The organism is Streptomyces sp. NPDC006393, assembly GCF_040628575.1.
In the GTDB taxonomy this organism is placed as follows: domain Bacteria; phylum Actinomycetota; class Actinomycetes; order Streptomycetales; family Streptomycetaceae; genus Streptomyces.
In genome coordinates this window covers 1-16,867 of record NZ_JBEXZD010000146.1, presented here as the reverse complement: position 1 = coordinate 16,867, position 16,867 = coordinate 1, and the positions used below count along the sequence as shown (strand labels likewise).

At 71.9% G+C, this 16,867-nt stretch carries 13 protein-coding genes and 1 pseudogene; 5 read left to right on the top strand and 9 right to left on the bottom strand.

The genetic code is table 11. The annotated features are described in order from the left end of the window. The coding region (locus ABZ484_RS35490; protein ID WP_358870087.1) for a CDP-alcohol phosphatidyltransferase at nucleotides 1-1,380 on the bottom strand (1,380 nt) is incomplete at its 3' end. A gap of 1,150 nt (nucleotides 1,381-2,530) precedes the next feature. Here ABZ484_RS35490 and ppdK point away from each other — a divergent pair. Beyond that, entirely contained in the window at nucleotides 2,531-5,278 is a 2,748-nt protein-coding gene (ppdK, locus tag ABZ484_RS35485; RefSeq protein ID WP_358870086.1) for a pyruvate, phosphate dikinase, read from the top strand. Nucleotides 5,279-5,432: 154 nt separating this feature from the next. Here ppdK and ABZ484_RS35480 read toward each other — a convergent pair whose 3' ends face one another. The 7 genes from ABZ484_RS35480 to ABZ484_RS35450 all read right to left on the bottom strand — a co-directional run bounded on the left by ABZ484_RS35480 (nucleotide 5,433) and on the right by ABZ484_RS35450 (nucleotide 12,702). Continuing rightward, the gene (locus ABZ484_RS35480; protein WP_358870085.1) at nucleotides 5,433-6,200 is read right to left on the bottom strand and encodes a glucose 1-dehydrogenase; all 768 of its coding nucleotides are present in this window, start codon (nucleotides 6,198-6,200) and stop codon (nucleotides 5,433-5,435) included. Nucleotides 6,201-6,321: 121 nt separating this feature from the next. Next, a complete protein-coding gene (locus ABZ484_RS35475; protein WP_358870084.1) occupies nucleotides 6,322-6,906 on the bottom strand; it encodes a TetR family transcriptional regulator in 585 nt (194 codons plus the stop codon). Between the two features lie 43 nt (nucleotides 6,907-6,949). After that, a complete protein-coding gene (gene nirD / locus ABZ484_RS35470; RefSeq protein ID WP_358870083.1) occupies nucleotides 6,950-7,300 on the bottom strand; it encodes a nitrite reductase small subunit NirD in 351 nt (116 codons plus the stop codon). Further along, entirely contained in the window at nucleotides 7,297-9,966 is a 2,670-nt protein-coding gene (gene nirB, locus ABZ484_RS35465) for a nitrite reductase large subunit NirB (protein WP_358870082.1), read from the bottom strand. Before nirB ends, nirD begins: the two co-directional genes overlap by 4 nt. Beyond that, entirely contained in the window at nucleotides 9,967-11,196 is a 1,230-nt protein-coding gene (locus ABZ484_RS35460) for an FAD-dependent oxidoreductase (RefSeq protein ID WP_358870081.1), read from the bottom strand. 194 nt (nucleotides 11,197-11,390) lie between these two features. Next, a complete protein-coding gene (locus ABZ484_RS35455) occupies nucleotides 11,391-12,011 on the bottom strand; it encodes a class F sortase (RefSeq protein ID WP_358870080.1) in 621 nt (206 codons plus the stop codon). Between the two features lie 121 nt (nucleotides 12,012-12,132). Then, on the bottom strand, nucleotides 12,133-12,702 hold the full coding sequence (locus tag ABZ484_RS35450) for a hypothetical protein (RefSeq protein WP_358870079.1): 570 nt from the start codon (nucleotides 12,700-12,702) through the stop codon (nucleotides 12,133-12,135). A 390-nt stretch (nucleotides 12,703-13,092) separates the two neighbouring features. Between ABZ484_RS35450 and ABZ484_RS35445 the strand changes: the two genes are divergently transcribed. The 4 genes from ABZ484_RS35445 (at nucleotide 13,093) to ABZ484_RS35430 (ending at nucleotide 16,794) form a co-directional block, all read left to right on the top strand. Beyond that, complete coding sequence (locus ABZ484_RS35445) at nucleotides 13,093-13,734, top strand: NAD(P)H-dependent oxidoreductase (RefSeq protein ID WP_358870078.1); 642 nt, start codon at nucleotides 13,093-13,095, stop codon at nucleotides 13,732-13,734. A 198-nt stretch (nucleotides 13,735-13,932) separates the two neighbouring features. Next, nucleotides 13,933-14,811, top strand: coding sequence for a hypothetical protein (locus tag ABZ484_RS35440; protein ID WP_358870077.1), 879 nt, complete (start codon nucleotides 13,933-13,935; stop codon nucleotides 14,809-14,811). A gap of 165 nt (nucleotides 14,812-14,976) precedes the next feature. After that, complete coding sequence (locus ABZ484_RS35435; protein ID WP_358870076.1) at nucleotides 14,977-15,423, top strand: hypothetical protein; 447 nt, start codon at nucleotides 14,977-14,979, stop codon at nucleotides 15,421-15,423. An 84-nt stretch (nucleotides 15,424-15,507) separates the two neighbouring features. Further along, complete coding sequence (locus ABZ484_RS35430; protein WP_358870075.1) at nucleotides 15,508-16,794, top strand: hypothetical protein; 1,287 nt, start codon at nucleotides 15,508-15,510, stop codon at nucleotides 16,792-16,794. A 10-nt stretch (nucleotides 16,795-16,804) separates the two neighbouring features. Here the strand turns inward: ABZ484_RS35430 and ABZ484_RS35425 are convergent. Continuing rightward, nucleotides 16,805-16,867: pseudogene (locus tag ABZ484_RS35425) on the bottom strand (DUF2344 domain-containing protein); the annotation flags it as partial.

Here is a 16,867-nt window from a genome sequence, read left to right as displayed (position 1 = left end):
CAGCACGGTGTCGTCGTCGCCGTAGCGCTGGAGCCACTGGGTCAGGGCCGTCACCGAGTACTGGACCGACTTGCCGTACTCCTCGCGGGAGCGGGTGGGATTGGTGATGATGTCCTGCGGCCTGGTGCCCGCCGCCTCGATGCCCTTGTAGACCGAGCCGTCACCGAGCTGGTCCCAGCCGACCATCTTGGGGATCGGCGCCCACGGCTGGTGGCTGGAGGTCAGGATGACGAACGACGTCAGCGGCTTGTCGTGCTTCTTCCCGTGCGCCAGGCGCTGGAAGGCCTCCAGCGCGTACTGGTCGGGCATGGTCGACCAGCTGAACTTCGGGCCCCGGTAGCCCATCTGGAAGGCGTTGTAGACCTTGTCCAGGCCGTACCACTTCGCCTCCGGCCAGCCCTTCTGCACCCCCGGCATGATGCCGACCGTGTCCCAGGCACCCGTCTTCCTGAACGCCTCGGTGAGGGTCAGGTGGTCGCCGGCGGTCACCGTGCGATAGCGGTTCTGGTTGTCGACCCACAGCCCCGACATGAACGTGGAGTGGCCGAGCCAGCTGCCGCCGCCGTACGTCGCCGACGTCAGCCAGCCGCTCTTCGCGTGGAAGCCCGCCTTGGCCAGGGCCTGGGTGGAGGCGTCCAGGGTCCTGTCGACACCGGGCGCCATGATCGGGTCCTCGATCGCGCTGCGGCCGTAGCTCTCGATGAACGTGAAGATCATGTCCTTGCCGCGCAGGTCGGGCACGAGCTGACTGCCCGGGGTGTTCCCGAACGCGTCGGCCTTCGCCGTCCTCGCGAACGCGCGCTCGTCCCGGATCGTCGAACGCAGCGCCTGCTCGTGGTACTTGAGCATGGTCACCGTGTGCTCGGAGGCCACCGGGATGCCGGCGATCTGGAGGTTCAGGGTCGAGCACGTCATCCACAGCGCGCTGACCAGCAGCAGGCCACGGGTCGCGCGTGACTTGTCCCGGCCGAGGAACGTGCCGACCCTGACCACCGCCAGCGCCATCACGGCGAGCACCGCCACGACCAGGAGCACCGCGGCGACGGCGGCCAGCAGCGCGACCGTGCCGCCCAGGGTGTCCGCGAGATACGACTGCGCGTCGTCGAGCAGCTGCCAGTCCAGGATCACGTTGAAGCTGCGGCCGAGGTACTGGTTGAACTCGATGTCCGTCAGGTTCAGCACGGTCAGCACACCGAGCGCCACCCCGCCGAGCGCGGCCACGGCCACGCGCGGCCTGCGCGGCAACGCGATCAGCACGGCCGCCCCGAGCAACGCCTCCACCGGAATGCGCGTGAACGACGCGAGATGCAACTGCTCCTGCTTGTTCGGCAGCAGCAGCGCGAGCAGGACGAGGACCAGGGCCACCCCGGTGACGGCCATGGACACCCCCCGCGCGGCCACCGGATGCCCCACCTGCCAGCGCCGCCATGCCCGCCGGGCGGTACGGGGACGGAACACACGGAGGAGCCGGAGCAGGGAGCGGTCGTCCGCCTCCGGCGCACGGGCCCCGGGCACGGAGACGGCGACGACCGCCTTGGCGGCATCGGGCGAGCGGGCCGCCCCCGGCTCGGTGGTCTCCGGCTCGGTGGTCTCCGGCCCGGTGGTCTCCGGCCCGGTCGGCGTCGCCGTTTCGTCCGCCTCGGATTTCCCGGCTTCGGGCTCGTCTGCGTCAGGGCCGCCGGCCTCGGGCGTGCCCGGCTCGCGTGTGCCCGGCTCGCGTGTGCTCGCCTCCGGCCTGGGGAGGTCAGGCTCGTCCGCCTCGGGCTTGCTCGCCTCCGGCTCGGGGAGGTCAGGCTCGTCCGCCTCGGGCTTGCTCGCCTCCGGCTCGGGGACGTCTGGCTCGTCCGCCTCGGGCTTGCCAGCCGAGCGCGGTGCGGGGGCGTTCTGCTCGGTCGTCGTCCTCAGGGCCGTCGGCTCCGGTGCCGGCGGGGGTGGGGCCGTGGTTTCGGGGTCGACCTCTGTGGCCTCGGTCGTTGCCGATGGCCGGCCTGTACTCGTGTGCTGAGGCACCCCGGAGGTCCTTCCCGTACGCGGCGTCGCTGAGGGGCGGGTCACGCTGGGGAGCGAGGACCCGCCGCAGTCCCGTACGGCCTGCCCGCGTCCCCTGTTCACGGCACTCGGCAAACACCCGGCAAACGACGCCGGATCACGTCCGCATGGTGAAATCCGGGCGTCTGTGGCAGCGTGATTCTCGCCACCCTTGATAAGGGTGGCGCTCAGATGAGCGGATCTTGGGCGACTGCACCTCATCAAGCGATGGCACTCAGTGCCACACCTTGATCGTTCATCGATCGAAATCACACGTGCCGAGACCCGCTCATATGAGCGCCAGAACCGCTCTACGGGCGTTGATTCGTTCAAGAAGTGAAAACATCGGCCCCTGACCGCTTGCCAAGCCTTGACTTTCGATCCGCTGGCGGACGAGTGGTTGCGGGCGCATGACGCGCAAGTGGACGTACCAAGGTCCCTTCGATCTGGGTATGTTCCTCGCCGTCAGGGCAGCCACCGCGTCCTCGAGGAGTCGAGACCCGTGTCGGAAAACAAAGATCCCCAGGTAGCCGAGCGCGGCGAGAGTGTTGAGGGCGTGAAGTTCGTCTACGACTTCACCGAGGGCAACAAGGACCTCAAGGACCTCCTCGGCGGCAAGGGTGCCAACCTCGCCGAGATGACCAACCTGGGCCTCCCCGTCCCTCCGGGCTTCACCATCACCACCGAGGCCTGCAAGGTCTACCTGGACAGCGGCGAGGAGCCGGCCGCCCTGCGGGACGAGGTGAGTGCGCACCTCGACGCCCTCGAAGAGCGGATGGGCAAGAAGCTCGGTCAGGCCGACAACCCCCTCCTCGTGTCGGTCCGCTCCGGAGCGAAGTTCTCCATGCCCGGCATGATGGACACCGTCCTGAACATCGGCCTGTCGGACAAGTCCGTGCAGGGCCTGGCCAAGCAGGCCGGCGACGAGCGCTTCGCCTGGGACTCCTACCGGCGCCTCATCCAGATGTTCGGCAAGACCGTCCTCGGCGTCGACGGCGACCTCTTCGAGGAGGCCCTCGAGGCGGCCAAGGAGGCCAAGAAGGTCACCGTCGACACCGAGCTGGACGCGGCCGACCTGAAGAAGCTGGTCACCAAGTTCAAGAAGATCGTCAAGACCGAGGCCGGCCGGGACTTCCCGCAGGACCCGCGCGAGCAGATGGACCTCGCCATCAAGGCCGTCTTCGACTCCTGGAACGGCGACCGCGCCAAGCTCTACCGCCGCCAGGAGCGCATCCCGCACGACCTGGGCACCGCCGTCAACGTCTGCTCGATGGTCTTCGGCAACCTCGGCCCCGACTCCGGCACCGGTGTCGCCTTCACCCGCGACCCCGCATCCGGCCACCAGGGCGTCTACGGCGACTACCTCCAGAACGCGCAGGGCGAGGACGTCGTAGCGGGCATCCGCAACACCGTGGCGCTCGCCGAGCTGGAGAACATCGACAAGAAGTCGTACGACCAGCTCATGCAGATCATGGAGACCCTGGAGAACCACTACAAGGATCTCTGCGACATCGAGTTCACCATCGAGCGCGGCCAGCTGTGGATGCTCCAGACCCGCGTCGGCAAGCGCACCGCCGGTGCCGCCTTCCGGATCGCCACGCAGCTGGTGGACCAGGGCCTGATCGACGAGGCCGAGGCGCTCCAGCGCGTCACCGGCGCCCAGCTCGCCCAGCTGATGTTCCCCCGGTTCGACGAGCACGCGAAGGTCGAGCAGGTCGCCCGCGGCATCGCCGCCTCCCCGGGCGCGGCCGTCGGCAAGGCGGTCTTCGACTCCTACACCGCCGTCAAGTGGTCCCGCTCGGGCGAGAAGGTCATCCTGGTGCGCCGGGAGACCAACCCCGACGACCTCGACGGCATGATCGCGGCCGAGGGCATCCTGACCTCACGCGGCGGCAAGACCTCCCACGCGGCCGTCGTCGCCCGCGGCATGGGCAAGACCTGTGTCTGCGGCGCGGAGGAGCTGGAGGTCGACACCAAGCGCCGCCGGATGACGGTCCCCGGCGGGCACGTCGTCGAGGAGGGCGACGTCATCTCCATCGACGGGTCCTCCGGCAAGGTCTACCTCGGCGAGGTCCCGGTGGTCCCCTCCCCGGTCGTGGAGTACTTCGAGGGCCGGATGCACGCGGGCGCCGACGACGCCGACGAGCTGGTCGAGGCCGTGCACCGCATCATGGCCTTCGCCGACCGCAAGCGCCGCCTGCGGGTGCGCGCCAACGCCGACAACGCCGAGGACGCGCTGCGCGCCCGCCGCTTCGGCGCCCAGGGCATCGGCCTGTGCCGTACCGAGCACATGTTCCTCGGTGACCGCCGCGAGCTGGTCGAGCGGCTGATCCTGGCGGACACCGAGGCCGAGCGCGAGGAGTCCCTCAAGCAGCTCCTGCCGCTCCAGAAGAAGGACTTCGTGGAGCTGTTCGAGGCGATGGACGGACTGCCCGTCACCATCCGCCTGCTCGACCCGCCGCTGCACGAGTTCCTGCCCGACATCACCGAGCTGTCGGTGCGCGTGGCCCTCGCCGAGTCCCGGCAGGAGCCGCACGAGAACGAGCTGCGCCTGCTCCAGGCCGTGCACCGGCTGCACGAGCAGAACCCGATGCTGGGCCTGCGCGGCGTACGCCTCGGCCTCGTGATCCCCGGCCTGTTCACCATGCAGGTCCGCGCGATCGCCGAGGCGGCGGCCGAGCGCAAGGCGGCCAAGGGCGACCCGCGCGCCGAGATCATGATCCCGCTCGTCGGCACCGTCCAGGAGCTGGAGATCGTCCGCGAGGAGGCCGACCGGGTCATCGCCGAGGTCCAGGAGGCCACCGGCACCCGTCTGAAGCTGGCGATCGGCACGATGATCGAGCTGCCGCGCGCCGCGCTCACCGCCGGCCAGATCGCCGAGGCCGCGGAGTTCTTCTCCTTCGGCACCAACGACCTGACCCAGACGGTGTGGGGCTTCAGCCGCGACGACGTGGAGGCGAGCTTCTTCACGGCGTACCTGGAGAAGGGCATCTTCGGCGTCAGCCCGTTCGAGACGATCGACAAGGACGGCGTGGGCTCCCTGGTCAAGGCCGCCGCGCAGGCCGGCCGCGCCACCCGCCCCGACCTCAAGCTCGGCGTCTGCGGCGAACACGGCGGCGACCCGGAGTCCGTCCACTTCTTCCACGAGGTGGGCCTGGACTACGTCTCCTGCTCCCCGTTCCGCATCCCGGTCGCCCGCCTCGAGGCCGGCCGCGCGGCCTCCCAGTCGGCGGGCAGCGACCACCGGTAGACCGGACCACCGGCACAGACCGGTAGCAGACCCCGGAGTCCTCGTCGTGGTCCCCGACCCTCAATACCGATTGCGACGAGGACTCCGGTCCACGGGAAGAAGGGGCGGCATCCTGTGCGGGGATGCCGCCCCTTCACCGGTGTCCGGGGCGGGATCAGGCCGTGGAGCCGCCGTCGATCACCAGGTCCGCGCCGACCACCGAGGCCGCGTCGTCCGAGGCCAGGTACAGGACCGCGGCGGCCACCTCCTCGACGGTGGACACCCGGCCGAGCGGCACCTCGGTGCGCATCCGCGCGGCCCGGCCGGCCTCCGTCTCGCCGTGCTTGAAGGACATGTCCGTGGCGGTGGGGCCGGGGCTGACGGCGTTGATACGCACGCCGTCGGCGATGTGGTCCAGGGCGGCGGCGCGGGTGAGGACCGAAACGGCCGCCTTGCTGACGGCGTAGCCGGCGGTGCCGGGCAGCCGGCTGTGGACGCCGATCCGGGAGGCGATGTTCACGACGGCGCCGCCGTCGGGCTGGGTGCGCATCTGGGCGATCTCGGCCTGGAGGGCGAGGAAGACACCGGTGACGTTGGTGTCCAGCATCCGGCGCCAGTCGTCCTCGGCCAGGTCGCCCACGGCCTTCCCCCGGCCCTCCAGGACGCCGGCGTTGTTCACCGCCACGTCCAGGGAGCCGAACCGGTCCACGGCGGCGGCCACCAGGGCCCGCAGGTCCTCGGCGCGGGAGACGTCGGCGGTGACGGCGAGCCCCTTGCCGCCCTCGCGCTCGATGAGGGCCACGGTCTCGTCGAGCGGTTCGCGGCGCCGGCCGGCGACGACGACCTGGGCGCCCTCCCGGGAGAGGGCGAGGGCCACTCCGCGGCCGATGCCGGAGCCGGCGCCGGTGACGAGAGCGGTCCGGCCGGAGAAGCGGTGCGGCATGGTGATGTCCTCTTTTCCTGTCTTTCTTTTCCGGTTTTCTTGACCGATCGTTTCTTGACCGATCGGTTCAGTTTGAGGGCCGGGAAAACGCGCCTCCGTGGAGGCGCGTTCTCGGTCCGGCTCAGTCCAGCAGTGCCAGGGCCGCTTCCGTCGCGTCCCGGACCCGGGCCGGGGCGGCGGACGCCTTGCCGACCACCCGCACGCCCTGGAGCAGGACCAGCAGCATGCGCGCGAGGGCCAGCGGATCGCGGTCCGCGGCCAGTTCGCCCTGGGCCCGGGCGCGCACCAGGGCGGAGTGCAACAGGGTCTCCAGGCTGTCCCAGCTGCTCTCCACCCGGCGGGTGGCGTCCCGGTCGTGCGGGGCCAGCTCCACCGCCGTGTTGGTGATCAGGCAGCCCTGCTCCCGGGTCGCGTCGGCGGTGGCCTCGGCGGCGAACCGCCGGACCAGCTCGCGCACGGCCGGCAGTACCGGTCCGGGCCGGGACAGCTCGCGTGTCAGCTGCGGGTTCTGTGCCTGTCCGTACCGGTCCAGCGCCCTCAGGTACAGCTCGTGCTTGCTGCCGAACGTGCCGTACAGGCTCGCCTTGCCGATGCCCAGGTGCTCGACCAGGTCCGCCATCGACGTCGCCTCGTAGCCCCGCCGCCAGAACAGCTCCAGGGCCGACTGGAGCGCGGCGTCGGGATCGAATTCCTTGGTCCTGGCCATGTGTGCAGCCTAGACTTTTTCAGAATGATCGGTCAAGAAAGCCTCAGGTCATCCGGACCTCGTACGCCGTCACCCGTACCGACTCGTCGTCCAGGCACCGGCCGCCGGCCAGGTCGAAGCGCTGCTTGAGCAGCGGGGACGCGACGAACGGGCGGCCCCGGTGGGTGCCGGTCAGGCCGCGGGAGAGGACGGCGGCGCCGGTGAAGGGGTCACGGTTGTCGATGGCGTACAGGCGGCCCGACCGGTCGCGGAAGACGGCCACCTGGCGGCCGTCGGGCAGCAGGGCCGCCACCCCGCGGCCCGGCAGCAGCGCGCTCAGGTCGCAGACGGTGAACCAGCTGTCGTCCAGGCGCAGCTGCACCTTCAGGTCGGTCGTCTCGGGGGCCAGGGTCATCGCTGGGCGCTTCCTTCCAGGAGGTCTTCCAGGGTGTCGGCGGTGTCGGCGGATTCGGCGCCTTCGGCGGGGCGCATGCCGATGGACAGCAGCGGCAGGTCGGGCTTCATCTGGTCGCGTTCGGGGACGAAGCCGACGACCGGGTCGGGCGTGTCGGGGGCGTTGACGAAGGACACGAACCGGGCCAGCTTCTCGGGGTCGTTGACGGTCTCGGCCCACTCGTCGCGGTAGTGGGACACATGCGCGGCCATCAGGGCCTCCAGCTCGTCACAGATGCCGAGCGAGTCGTGCACCACCACGTCCCGTACGTGGTCCAGGCCGCCGGGGATCCGCTCCAGCCACACGCTGGTGCGCTCCAGACGGTCGGCGGTGCGGATGTAGAACATCAGGAACCGGTCGATCAGCCGGACCAGTTCGGCGTCCGAGAGGTCCTGGGCCAGCAGGTCCGCGTGGCGCGGCGTGGCGCCGCCGTTGCCGCCGACGTACAGGTTCCAGCCGCCCGCGGTGGCGATCACGCCGAAGTCCTTCGACCGGGCCTCCGCGCACTCGCGGGCGCACCCGGAGACCGCCGACTTCAGCTTGTGCGGGGACCTCAGGCCCCGGTAGCGCAGCTCCAGGTCGATCGCCATGCGCACCGAGTCCTGGACGCCGTAGCGGCACCAGGTCTGCCCGACGCAGGACTTCACCGTGCGCAGCGACTTGCCGTAGGCGTGCCCCGACTCGAAGCCGGCGTCGACCAGGCGGGCCCAGATCAGGGGCAGCTGCTCCACCCGGGCGCCGAACATGTCGATGCGCTGGCCGCCGGTGATCTTCGTGTAGAGACCGAAGTCCCGGGCGATCTCACCGATCACGATCAGCTTCTCCGGGGCGATCTCGCCGCCGGGGATGCGGGGCACCACCGAGTACGAGCCGTTCTTCTGGAGGTTGGCCAGGAAGTGGTCGTTGGTGTCCTGGAGGGCGGCCTGCTCGCCGTCCAGGACATGGCCGTCGGCGCCGATGGCCGGTGCGAGCGAGGCGATGATCGAGGCCACGGCCGGCTTGCAGGTCTCGCAGCCGTCGCCGCCCCGGGCCTCCTCACGGCCGTAGCGGTCCAGCAGCTCCTGGTAGGAGGTGAGGCGCAGGGCCAGGACGATCTCGTACAGCTCCTCGCGGGTCTGCCCGAAGCAGCCGCACAGGCCCTTGTCGACCTCGACGCCGCTCGCCTCCAGCTCCTCGTTGACCAGCTGGGTGAGCACCTTGACGCAGGAGCCGCAGCCGGTGCCGGCCTTGGTGCACTTCTTCACCTCGGGCACGGTGGTGCACGTGTGCTCGGTGACCGCGCCGCGGATCGTGCCCTTGGTGACGTTGTGGCAGGAGCAGATCACCGCGTCGTCCGGGAGCGCGGACGGGCCGAGCTGCGCGGGGGCGCCCGCGCCGGCGGGCAGCACCAGCGACTCGGGGGCGATCGGGGGCACCGAACCGGTGAGCGCGCGCAGCGTGCCGTACGCCTCCGCGTCGCCCACCAGGATGCCGCCGAGCAGCGTGCCGTCCCGGCCGATGACCAGCTTCTTGTACAGGCCCGCCCGCGAGTCGGAGTAGACGACGTCCAGGCAGTCCTCGGCGGTGCCGTGCGCGTCGCCGAAGGACGCGACGTCCACGCCGAGCAGCTTCAGCTTGGTGGACAGGTCGGCGCCCGTGAACGCCGCCTCGTCCTCGGCGATCGTCGCCGCCGCCGTCTCGGCCTGCTCGTAACCCGGCGCGACCAGGCCGTACACCCGGCCGTCGGCGGCCAGCGCGCACTCGCCGATCGCGAACACGCGCGGGTCGGCGACCGTACGGCACTGCTCGTCGACCGTGATGCCGCCGCGCTCGCCGACGGTCAGTCCGCAGTCGCGGGCCAGCTGGTCGCGGGGGCGGACCCCGGCGGAGAACACCACCATGTCGGTGGCGAGTTCGGAGCCGTCGGACAGCTTCATGCCGGTGACGGCACCGGAGTCGTCGGTGACGATCTCCTGTGTGCCCACGCCGGTGTGGACGCCGAGGCCCATCCCCTCGATGGTGCGCAGCAGCGCCGTGCCGCCGCCCTCGTCGACCTGCACCGGCATCAGGCGCGGCGCGAACTCCACGATGTGGGTGTCGAGTCCGAGGCCCTTGAGCGCGCCGGCCGCCTCCAGGCCGAGCAGACCGCCGCCGACCACGGCCCCGGTGGTCGCCTTCGCCTTCGCGTACTCCTCGATGGCGAGGAGGTCCTCGATGGTCCGGTAGACGAAGCAGCCGGTGGCGTCCTTGTTCGGCACCGGCGGCACGAACGGGTAGGAGCCGGTGGCCAGGACCAGGATGTCGTAGCCGACGACCAGGCCCGAGCGGGCGGTCACCTTCCGCGCCTCCCGGTCGACGGTCTCGGCCGGGTCGCCGATGTGCAGCTCGATGCCGTGGTCCTCGACGAACGCCAGGTCCGTCAGGGAGAGGTCCTCGGGAGTCCGGCCCGAGAAGTACGAGGTGAGCTGCACGCGGTCGTACGCGGGGCGCGGCTCCTCGCACAGCACGACCACGCGGTGCGTGGCGGTCAGGCCGCGCTCGGCGAGCGCTTCGAGGAAGCGCTGGCCGACCATGCCGTGGCCGACGAGCACGATCGTGGGGGTGTCCGTGCGGGTGTCCGTGGGGGTGGCCCCCAGGGTGGCGGTCATTCAGGAGCCTCCGTCGTTGGTGAGCAGATGGAGCAGGGGGGCGCCGTCCGTCGGGAGCGGCTCTGCTCCCTCCCAGGCGCGGGCGAGCGCGCCGACGGTGCCGAGTTCGCCGACGAGGACCCCGCCGACCAGGCGGTCGTCGCGGACGACGACCTTGCGGTAGGTGCCGCGGGTGGCGTCGGCGAGCCGCACGACGTCGTCGCCGGGGCGGGCCTCGGTCTCGCCGAACGCGGCGAGCTCGAAGGGCGAGTGCGGGCCGGTGAGCGTCAGTCGTGTCAGCGAACGGGTGCCGGTGTAGCGGGCGTCCGGGTCGCCCGCGAGCAGCGCGGCGAGCGCGTCGGCCTGTTCCAGGGCCGGCGCGGCCAGGCCGTAGACGGTGCCCGCGTGCTGGGCGCAGTCGCCGATGGCGTGGATGTGCGGGTCGGAGGTGCGCAGCTCGTCGTCGACGAGGACGCCCTTGTGGACGGCGAGGCCCGCCTGCTCGGCGAGGCCGGTGCGCGGGTGCACCCCGCAGGCGACCACCACGAGGTCGGCGTCCAGCGCGTACCCGTCGGCCATCTCCACCGAGCGGACCGCCCCGCCCACGCAGCGCACGTCGCGCACCCGGCACTCGGTGTGCACCTCGACGCCGAGGCCCTCCAGATGGCGCCGCACGAGCCGGGAGGCGTCCGGGTCGAGCTGGCGTTCCATGAGGCGCTCGGCCTGCTGGGCGAGGACCACCTGCGCGCCGCGGGCCGCGAGCGCGCGGGCGGCGGAGACGCCGAGCAGCCCGCCGCCGACGACGACCGCGCGCACCCCGGGCCGTACGGCCTTGGACAGGCCGAGGCAGTCGTCCATGGTGCGGAAGGCGTGGACGCCCTCGGGCAGCTCGTGGTCGGGCGTGAAGCCCGGGCTGAACAGACCGCGCAGCGGGGGCAGCACGGGGTTGGAGCCGGTGGCCAGCACCAGCGTGCCGTAGGCGATCGACGAGCCGTCCGCGCACCGCACCTCACGCGCGGCACGGTCGATCCCGGTGACCCGGGCGCGGACCAGACCGGCGGGCGCCGGGAGCGCGATCACCTCCGGTGCGTACCGCTCGGCCAGCACCTCGGCGAGCAGCACCCGGTTGTACGGCGGATGCTCCTCCTCGCCGACGACCAGCGCGGGCGTGCCGAGCTCACCGAGCCGCCGGGCGAGGGTCACACCCGCGAGGCCGGCGCCGATCACCACCACACGCGCATTCGAGGTCATGCACCCGAGCGTGCGGCGCGGACGTTACCCGGCCGCATCACACCTGTTTCCCGTACGGAACGCTGCCCTCAGCGGGCGCGGGGGGCGGATGTGAGGGGTCCGCGGGGGCGGCCGGGGAGCGGTGTGAGGGCTCTGCGGGGCGGTGGAGGAGCGGCGTGAGGTGGGGGGATGGGACGGGAGACGGCCGGCCGGTCTCAGCGGCTGCCGGTCAGATGGGCGAAGACGACGACGTTGCCCCGGTAGCCGGTGGACCGGGAGTAGCCGCCGCCGCAGGTGATCACCCGTAGCTCGGGGCGCGGGGCGGCGCCGTACACCTTCTTGTCCGGGAAATTCGTGGCCTGGTACACCTCGATGGCGTCCACGGTGAAGACGGCGACGCCGCCGTCCCGGCGGTCCACCTCGATGACGCTGCCCTTCCGCAGGGCGCCGAGGTCGTAGAAGACGGCCGGACCCTCCGTGTTGTCGACGTGGCCGGCGACGATCGCGGTGCCGCGCTCGCCGGGCGTGGTACCGGCCTCGTACCAGCCGGCGAGGTTCTTCTCCTGGGAGGGCGGGACGTCGAGGCTGCCGGAGGGGGTCAGGCCCAGGCCCATCAGGGGGGCGTTCACCCGTATCGAGGGTATGCGGATGCGGGTGGGCGGGGACGGCGGCAGGGCGGGGGCCGAGAGCCGTTCCTCGCCGGGGTCGGGATGGCCCTCGGCCGCGGCGGGCTGGGGCGGTGGCTGCTCGGGGCCGGCGCTGCGCAGCAGCCACACGCCGGAGCAGAGGGCGACGACGGTGACGGTCGCTATCGCGGAGTTGCCTATCCTGCGCATACGAACACCTCTCGCCCCCTGTCGGATCTGGGCCCCGTGCCCCCCTCCGGGCCGCGAGGGGCGTCGGGCCCGGAGGGGGAGGGACGTGCGGTACCGGTGGACGGACAGCGGAGGGTGTCCGTCAGATCCCGTCGCCTCTCGCCCGGCGATGCAGGAGCCAGGTACCGCCCGCGGCGGCGACGGCGAGAGCCGCCACGCCGGCCGCGGTCCGTACGGGGTCGGCGCCCAGCGCGCCGCCGACCCCCGTCTTCACACTTCCGCGGGGCTGGAGCTGCCCCTGGGCCGAGCTCAGGGTGACGATCAGATCGCCCTTGACCCGCCGGCCGCCCACGGCGCAGTCCGCGACGATCTCGTACGTCCCCGGCTGCGCGCTCTCCGGCACCCGGAACTGGCCGATCGCGTCGCCCTCGTGCGCGCTGGGCGCCAACGGGAAGGCGCCCGCGCCGACGGCGCTGGCGTCACCCGCCGCGGAGCCCTTCGCGCCGCACGCCTTGGTGTTCACGCTGACGTGACCGCCCGGTACCACCGAGGACGGGTACACCTCGAGAGCACCGGTGGCAGAGCCGGAGGGACGCGCCGCCACGACGGCGTCCTCGGCGCCGTAGGCGGGCGCGGCGAGACCGCTCACGGCGGCGACGGCGAGCGCGGCCCCGGTCACGGCCCCGGCCGAAAGACGAGCGTGACGTCGCATCGGTCCTCCTCCCAGCTCTGCGGTCCTGCTGCGGCCCTGTGGTGGCCCTGTGGTGGCGGCACGCTCAGCGGCACCCGCGAGTGCCGTCGCTGTCGTCGCGCCCTGCCCTTTTGAGGTAAGTGGCACAGACGCGAGCCCGCTTCCTGAGAGCACGTCAGAAATGCGGTGAACGGGTGTCGCGGCGCCCCGCCAGGGAGGCATGGCGAGAGGTGTTTGGCCAGGTCAGCGCGGCCCCGCTGACGGCACGTCGGAAAACACCCCGAAGGGTGCGCGTCGCGGGGGTGAACGGGTGATCACGACGTCCCGGCCGGCCGCGGGCCCGGCAGCACCGAAAAGCCGGGGCTCGACCGGCTTGACCTCAACAAAGCTTGAGGTATCAGTCTGGGCCACATGAACACAACCACTGCACCCACTGCACCCACTGCACCCACTGCACCCACCGAACCCACGGCACCCACTGAACCCCTGAAGGTCACCCTCGTCATCGGCAGCAACCGCCACGGCCGCTTCGGCCCCGTGGTCGCCGACTGGCTCCTCACCCATCTCCGTGACCGCGCCGACCTGCTCCCGCGGGTCGTGGACGTGGCGGAGACGGCGACCCTGCCGACGACACTGGCGCGCGGCCCGGAGGCGACGGCGGCCCTGACGGACATCACGGAGAAACTGGCGTCGGCGGACGCCTTCGTCGTCCTCACCCCCGAGTACAACCACTCCTTCCCCGCCGGCCTGAAGAACCTCATCGACTGGCACTTCACCGAGTGGCAGGCCAAGCCCGTCGCCCTCGTCTCCTACGGCGGCCTGGCCGGCGGCCTCCGCGCCGTCGAACACCTCCGCCAGGTCTTCGCCGAACTCCACGCGGTCACCGTCCGCGACACGGTCTCCTTCCACAACGCCGGCGCCGCCTTCGACGACGAGGGCCACCTGAAGGACCCGACCGCCGCGGACGCCGCGGCGAAGTCCATGCTGGACCAGCTGGTGTGGTGGGGCCGGGCACTGAGGGAGGCCAAGGAGAGGCGGCCGTACGGGAGTTAGTCCCTGGACGCCGGAGCCGTCCGCGGGCAGTTCTCGCCCGGCGGTTTGTGCTCATTCGTCTGTGCGCTCGTGCCCGCGTCGGGGGTTGTTGTATAACCGGGCCGCCGTCGAACCCCGTCTCCGTCGAAGGGTTGCTCTGTGCTGTCCGGGATACGTCTTCGCCCCCGTGGGCTTCGTCGCAGTGGGCGCCGTGCCGTCGTGGTCCTGTCGGTCGTGGTCGCCGTGACCGTGTCCGGTTGCTCCGGGAGCGACGGCACGCGGAAGCCGGCGGGGCGGCACGCGTCCCCAGGAGCGACCAAGGCGCGGCCCGAGCCGAAGAGCACGTCGCCTGCCCGGGCCGAGCCCGCGGCGAAGCCGCGGACCGCCGCGGAGTTCGTCGCCCGGGCGCGGCAGGCCATGGGGGCCGAGAAGGGGTGGACGTTCACCGTGAGCGGCGGCGAGTCCGCCGTCATGCGGGGGCAGGCGCCGTCCAGTGCCACGTACGCGGCGACCGTGCACCGGACCACCGCTCCCGAGGCGTTGGAGCAGACCGGCACGATCACCACCGGCAAGGGGGAGCGCAAGCCCGAGCTGGTGTACGTCGTCGGCGGCACGGGCCATGTCAGGGAAGGCGCCGAGGCGTGGAGGAAGGGGCCGCTGTCCGATCCCGACATCGCCGACGACGTCGAGGATCCGGTGGCCGAGCTGGACGGTTTCGCGGCGTACGCCAAGAGCGCGAAGGTGACCGAGGGCGGGGCCGGCGGCCGGGTGCGGCTTCGGGTCACCGCTTCCGGGTGGCGGTTGTCCGCCGCCCGTAGCCGTCCCGCGCTGAAGAAGGCCGTTCGGGAGGTGGAGCCCACGCTGGCTCAGCTGCGCAAGGCCGGGGTGACGGCGACCGACGGTCGGATCACGCTCAGGAGCTTCGACGAGACATGGGACCTGGACGCGGCGCACGGGTATCGGCTCACCTCGCATCGGTACACCTTCACGTTCCTCGTGCCGTTCCGGGGCGGGGACATCACGGTGAGCCAGGAGGTGCGGGCCGAGAACCGTGGTGTGTTCACCGGGAGCGTGACTCTGCCGAGTGGCGTGAAGTGACGGCTGACGTACGGGTCGCGAAAAGGTTGTGCCGCTCGGGTGAGATTCCGGTGTGAGAAGGGACATGCCTGTGACCCGTGTTGTGAGGGCTGCCTGATCCGCTGGGCCCTGTGGGGGGCTTGCTCGGTGTTCCCCCGCGAGGATCGAGCGAAGGGGCGGTTTCTCATGGGCAGGGCGGACGAGCGCGTGCCGGATGCGGGCGTGCCCGACGCGAGCGGGATGCGGGCGTACGCGGCGGCCTTCGTCGCGCGGGTGACGGCACGCAACCGGTTGCCGCTGGACTACTCGGTGGGCAGTCTGCGCCTGGTCGATTTCCTGGTGGACGGATTACGCAAGGGCGGTGCCGACGGGGAACGGGCCCGCGAGACGCTGTCCGGGCTCGGTGCGTACGTCGGTGAGGTGCTCGTGCGCCGCGCCGGCGCGGTGTGGGTCGACTTCGACGCGGGACAGCGTGCCTGCTTCGGTCAGGCGGTCGGCGTGCGGATGCCGGACGGGCGGGTGTGGAATCCGCTCGGCAAGGTCCGCAACCGCTTCGAACTGGGCGGCCCGGAGGAGTCGTTGCAGAGGTTCTGGCTGACGCTGCACGGGCGGGTCAGGCGAGAGGTCGCCTGAGAGCGCGCGGAGCGCAGAGCACGCGGAGCGCGGAGCGCAGAGCGGCGGAGCCGTGGCGTGTCGTCCTGGCCTACGGTGGTGCCCGTGTTCATCGACGCCGTGGTGGTCGTGTCCGTCGTTCTGGCTCTCGCGCTCGCCCCGCGCGTACCGGCGGCCGTCCGGCGGACGCCGCCCCGGCCTCGTACGGGCCGCTCGGTGTCACCGCTTGCCGCGCTGGCGGTGGTGACCGGGCTGGTCTACGTCAACCAGGTGCTGTTCACCGTGTACGTGCTGCGCGTGCACGGCGGCGACCCGTCCTTCGTCGCGCGGTACCTGCCGACGGGATGGTTCGAACTCGCCTCGGGAAGTCCCGTGTTGCGGCGGCTCGCCGACGGCTTCCCCGCGCCCGAGCTCCTCGCTCCCTCGGTCCTGCGGGTCCAGGCCTTTCTCGAGCTGCCCTTCGTCCTCCTGGCCTTCGCTGCCGTCCTGCGGTGGTTCGACGCGGGGCTGTACCGGGCGATCGCCCGGTCCGCCCTGCTGCCGCTGGCCTCCGTGTCGTACACCGTCGTGTTCTGTCTGGTGGAGTGGGACCTGCGCAATCCGTACACGGTCGACGACCTCGTCGTGCGAGCCGTCTCCGCCGTCCTCACGCCCCTTCTCGTCGCCCGTCTGGCGGCGCGTGACACCACGGTCGGCCGGACCCCGGCCTCGGTGTCCGGGCTGCTGGTGTTCATCGGCTCGCTGGGTGCCCTGGGAGTGCTGGTCCTGGTCGTGTACGACACCGCCCTGCTCTACAACCTGGGGCGGCTGGACGAACGCCTGCCGGTCGCGCTGGCGGCCGCCGGTCTGCTGGCCGGTCTGCGCGGGGTCGCGCACCGGCTCCGGGACGACCGGTCCCCTCCCGGCCTCGCGATGTCGTTCGTACGGCAGGCTCTGTCTCGCTGGCTCGCGCTCTTCTTCGTGCCGGCGCTCGCGGTGCGTTACGGCGTGATGTTCGGGACACCGTGGCCGGCGGTGGGGGCGGCGCTCGTCATCGGAGCGGCTGCCTGCCTGGGGGCCGGACGGGACGCCCTGGCCGGAGTCGAGGATGCGCCGGACGCGGACCGCCTTCGGGCGGGCCGACGCCGGACGCTCGGTCTCTTGCCGGCCGGAAGGCTGACCTGCGCCGGCCTCGTGGGCACGGGGGCCGCATACGTGGCGGTGTCGCTGAGTCCCGGGCCGTACTACGAGACCGGGGCGCTCTCGGCGGGAGCGGCCTTTGTGGTGACGGCCGTGGCGGCGTGCGGAGTCGTCGACGCCGTGGACCGGCGCCGGCCGGGTGCCGGTCCGCCGAGACAGACGCGGAGCAGCCCCTCCGCCTCATGGGGCGACGGCCGCCCCGGCCGGTCGTGAGGCCGGGGCCATTGGCGTAGGAGACCTTCGGGTGCGGCGTGAACCCCGCCGAGTACGCCATCGGCACCTCGGC